This window comes from Streptomyces sp. MB09-01 (assembly GCF_033794505.1).
Taxonomy (GTDB): domain Bacteria; phylum Actinomycetota; class Actinomycetes; order Streptomycetales; family Streptomycetaceae; genus Streptomyces.
This window is the reverse complement of record NZ_JARAYQ010000431.1, coordinates 1-4,301: the sequence shown is the minus strand read 5'-3', so window position 1 is coordinate 4,301 and position 4,301 is coordinate 1. Positions and strand designations below refer to the sequence as shown.

Genomic DNA, 4,301 nt, shown 5'->3' with positions numbered 1-4,301 from the left:
TTCGGTTTTCGTCTTCGTAGCCCTCGCGTGATGCTACTTCCTTTCCTTCGCCCGGCACCGGGCCCGGGGTGGTCCTTTCTTCAATCCCTGGCTTGCCGGCGTCCGCGTTGTGGGCCTCCTCAGCCCCCACTGGGTGGCGGGCCCGGGGCGTCCTCCCGGCCGGGCCGGACACCCACTGGAGGACTCGCATGACCACACCGGAGAACCCGGAGATCCCGGGATTCAAGGACGCCCTCGCCCGAGCCCGCGCAGCGAGTGAGGAAATGACCTCTGCGCTCGGAAGGGGCCAGCAGCCCGAGACCGAGGAGCCCGCGGGCTGGCAGCCGATCTGGAAGCGCCCCCGGACACCGAAGTCGAAGGCGGCCAAGAAGAAGCAGCTGAGCGACCAGCGAGAGCGGCTCCAAGACGCCGGGAAGCGCCGCCTCGCAGCCGCGCAATCGCGCCGGCCCCGCTCCCCGCAGAGTCGGATCGGCAACGCTGCCGCGCGCCGCGATGCCCGCGCCCTGTCCCGGGTACGGCACTCCAGCGCCTGGCTGTGGTGACGATGCCCGGCATCGTCCACCGAGTGGAGCCGACGATGTTCAGCATCCAGTGCCGATGCACGACATCGAGTGGGCTCCACTCGGTGGACTCCACCCGATGGCCTCCACCGAGTGGACGCCACCGTGGTGCGCACCGGATGACGATGGACGCCACTCCGGTGCGCACCACGATGTCCGCCACCGCACCCGGTGCACACCGTCCGACGGTGTCCGGCACGCACGCGAGCACCCGGTGCACCGCACCCGATGTTCCGCACCGCACCGGTGCGCGCACCGCCACCCCACCCCTTGACCAGGTTTCGGCGGGCGCGCGTTTCTCCTGGACCAGGTTCGCTACCCGGACGTTTTCCCTTGACAGCGGGGGTCTGGGCTGTCGACAGGTCGCGGTCAAGGGGGTGTGTGATATAGGAGCCCGCCTGGCTGCGGCGCGCGCCCGGTGCGGTGCGGTGGGGCCGGTGGTGCGCACTGCGACGGATGGTGCGGTGCGCCGGTGCGCGCACCACCGATGCGGTCACCGCACCCGGTGCGCGCGGTGCGGTGCATCGTCCGGCGGTGGTGCGCACCCGGTGCGCGCGGCACCGCACCACCGCCGTTCCGGATGCGCGGCTACGCGGTGGTGCGGTGCGCCGGGTGCGCCTCCATCGCCTGCTTCATCCCCGCGGCCTCCAGCTGGCGCAGGACGTCGGCGACGTCGCCGTGCTCGTCGGTGAGGATGTTCTCGGTGAAGCGGGTGATGGTCGCGGCGATGCCCGGCGCACTGGCCAGGCATTCACCGTGGCAGAGGAGTTCCAGCAGGAGCCGGCCGAGTGCCGCTGCCAGGAAGGAGTGCGCGCAGGGCTCCCCGTCGTGGTCGTCCTCGGCGGTGACTGGGATGAAGACGCGCGCGGCGACGTCCAGGAGCAGCCGGTGCAGCTGCTCCGGGCCCGTGTCGTCGGCGACCGCACCGGCGGTGTCGATGTCGCCGATGAGCCGGGCCCGGAGGTAGGCGAAGGCGGCGGCGACGTCCTCGGGCTTCATCGGGGCGAGCGGCGCGGTGACGGTGTTCTCGGGCATGGGTGGCTCCCTCGTCTTCGGGCCGCCCCGCTGATCGCGGCGGCCTCGAAGACACCCTCGAACTGGGAACCTGTGGACAGAGTCCGGGCCGACGGGGGAGAACTCTCCCCCCCTTGTCCTTTGTCATCCAATCGAGGCGTTTGACAGCGAACCCAGTCGTTTCGGCTTCTCTGACAGTCCTGTGATCCGCCGGACGGGGTCGGCGGCCGGACGTACAGTGTCGGGGGCATCGCTCCCGGGATGCGGGCGGCGGACGCAGGGCATCCCGCAGGTCGAAGGTGGGGCATGGACAGCAGCAAGTACGACGAGTACAAGGCCACGGTCAGAGTCCCGAAGGGCGCGCGTTTCACACGGTCCAGGAAGACTGAGGGCGCCTATCGCGGTATGACACGTGACCCCGACACCAATCAGGTGGGTCAAGCCGAGTTCTTCTTGGAGACGGAGAACGAGCCGGATCCGGTGGCGGCGTACACGCAGGGTTGGCCCGACTCTGACCGGCACGAGTCGGAGGCCCAAGCGCAGGAGCGTCGAGAGAACGCGGAGTTCCTCGCCGAGGTGCTCGTCCAGATCGGCCTCAGATTGGCGGAGAAGGCCGCGCCGCACCTCAGGAAGTGGTGGCACGAACAAGCGCTTCCGGCAGTGAAGGCCAAGTGGAACGACCAGGCGCTCCCGTCCGTGAAGGCGAAGTGGAGCAGCGTGGCACGAAGTCGCACGAGTGACCGCCGGGCTGAGGCCGCGGAGGGCCTGCAGGAAGTCGACACCGCTTCAGGCGATCAGCGGACGATCATGAGCGTCGCGGAGGCGCGGAAGCGGATCGCTGCGGCTGTGCTGGCCAGGATTTACAGCGATGGGCAGCTACGGCTGGTGCGCAACGCCCGGCTCGTGGATGAGGGAGACGACGGTCCGGTGGAGCTGGAGGCAACGGACCATCTCACGCCTCAGCGCATCGGGGAGTACGTCGCGTTGATGCTTGAGGCGAACCCTTCGCTGCTCGGCGAGGACACCCTGGCCGAGCTCGGGCAGCTCGTCGCGAAAATTCGAGCCGACGGCGGCTACGTTCCCATCCCGAGAGCGGAAGGTGTGCTGCCGCACGACGGCTCTCCGTCTCAACTGATCTGGTCGCCGCAGGTCACGCCCCTTACCCCAGATCAGATTCATTGAGACGAGACAAGACTCGCTGACATCCAACCTAGTCGACCCAGGTCAGCGGCTCGCACACGACTAACTTCATTGTCAAAGGACACCCCTCCCGGTTTGTTCTGTTGCACGGAACCTTGAGCGTTCTCACTGAAGGTTGAGTGGATCACTGCCCGTACGGCCACGACCGATGCCGGAGCCGGTAGGTAGCCGATCACGAAAAAGTGGGAGAGCGGCTTACCCGACCGAGTGTTCTTTGGTGACTCGGGGGAGATCTCGCCCGGTGATCACGACACTTTGGGTATGTCTGACCCGACATGAGCCCTGAAGTCAACCTGTAGGAGGAAACCGATGGCGGTGCCTGACCATGAGATCAAACCCACGTACGAAGCGATCAGGGCGGGCGACCTTACGTGGGCTGTCTTCGCCTACGGCAGCCCCGGTCAGCTCACCGTCGATCACGTGAGCGTGGACTCGGACTACGACGCCTTCTGCGGCCGGTTGGCGCGCGAAGACGCCGATGCGGGCGTCATGCTCCCGCAATACGAAACTGATGTGCGTTTCGCTTACCGCCGCTTCGAAGCTGAGGAAATCGGCTCTGAGCGCGCCAAGTACGCCTTGTTCGTCTGGTCCCCGGCGTACACGGAGTGGCGCGAGAAGAAAAAGCTCCTGCGCGACACGCTGGACGTCCAGAGGGTCGTGCTGCACTACGACGCCGAGGTCCTCGCCTCCCAGAGGGATGACCTCGCCCACGCCAAGGTCGTTGCCCAGCTCGGAAACTGACAACGACCGGGCCCGGTCTGCACCCGGATTGCCCCGGGGTACAGACCGGGCCCGGTTCGTTCGGTGGAGCTCGTGGTCAGCCGGTGTCCGCGAAGAAGCGTCACCGTCGCCCACGCCCGGGCAGCCCCGAGCGCGGCAGCCCAAGCCCTGCGCCGTGCGGCGCCCCACCGCTTCACCCTCAGCCCAGGCAACGACGTCCTCACACACAGATGACCTGGCTCCACCCCGCCGACCACAACCTGGCCTGGAGCAAGCCCCGCCTTCCCCTGGAACGCGACGCCCTCACCGGCCTCGACGCCACGACGCTCTTCCACGCGCACGACGAGGAAGCGCCTCCCCCCGCGACCGGGACCCACCGGAGTGGGCCGCCGCTATCGCGGGCCTCATCGATTCTGGCCTCCTCATACCCACCGAGGGTTACAGTCGACGGCCTACAGCCTCCGCAAGATCCGCGACATCCCCGCCGTCGAGTCGCCGACCACTGACACCACCACGTCGGCCGACACGAACTACGGCGCTCGAACCTGCCACTCAACCTTCAGTGAGAACGCTCAAGGTTCGGTGCGACAGGACACGGTTGATCACGATGCGGTCACGGCGGAGGAGTTCTCCGAGGGGAGCGTCACACGAAAGCCGAAAAACCTACCTGTAGCAGGTGAATGGCGGGATAGGCCCGCCCTCACCCATCAGGAGCACCTGTGGCGAGCACCGCCGACGAGTCTGAACAGACCCCCGAACAGGCCCGGAAGACCCCACCCGTCCCTTTAAAAAAACTTAACGACCCCA

General features: G+C 67.5%; 4 protein-coding genes. 3 read left to right on the top strand and 1 reads right to left on the bottom strand.

Annotation, left to right across the window (positions count from 1 at the left end; translation table 11 throughout):
• The first annotated feature begins 188 nt into the window (after positions 1-188).
• Complete coding sequence (locus tag PV721_RS41675) at positions 189-542, top strand: hypothetical protein (protein ID WP_319733858.1); 354 nt, start codon at positions 189-191, stop codon at positions 540-542.
• 606 nt (positions 543-1,148) lie between these two features.
• Here PV721_RS41675 and PV721_RS41670 read toward each other — a convergent pair.
• Positions 1,149-1,595, bottom strand: a complete 447-nt coding sequence (locus PV721_RS41670) for a hypothetical protein (protein WP_319733857.1) — start codon at positions 1,593-1,595, stop codon at positions 1,149-1,151.
• 285 nt (positions 1,596-1,880) lie between these two features.
• Between PV721_RS41670 and PV721_RS41665 the strand changes: the two genes are divergently transcribed.
• Together PV721_RS41665 and PV721_RS41660 are read left to right on the top strand one after the other, a co-directional pair.
• Complete coding sequence (locus PV721_RS41665; RefSeq protein ID WP_319733855.1) at positions 1,881-2,756, top strand: hypothetical protein; 876 nt, start codon at positions 1,881-1,883, stop codon at positions 2,754-2,756.
• A 327-nt stretch (positions 2,757-3,083) separates the two neighbouring features.
• Entirely contained in the window at positions 3,084-3,515 is a 432-nt protein-coding gene (locus PV721_RS41660) for a hypothetical protein (RefSeq protein WP_319733854.1), read from the top strand.
• Positions 3,516-4,301 lie beyond the last annotated feature (786 nt).

What these genes read in the sequence shown, in the direction of transcription:
- PV721_RS41675 (WP_319733858.1), top strand. Translation starts at nt 189, where the DNA reads ATGACCACACCGGAGAACCCGGAGATCCCGGGATTCAAGGACGCCCTC.
- PV721_RS41670 (WP_319733857.1), bottom strand. Translation starts at nt 1,595, where the DNA reads ATGCCCGAGAACACCGTCACCGCGCCGCTCGCCCCGATGAAGCCCGAG.
- PV721_RS41665 (WP_319733855.1), top strand. Translation starts at nt 1,881, where the DNA reads ATGGACAGCAGCAAGTACGACGAGTACAAGGCCACGGTCAGAGTCCCG.
- PV721_RS41660 (WP_319733854.1), top strand. Translation starts at nt 3,084, where the DNA reads ATGGCGGTGCCTGACCATGAGATCAAACCCACGTACGAAGCGATCAGG.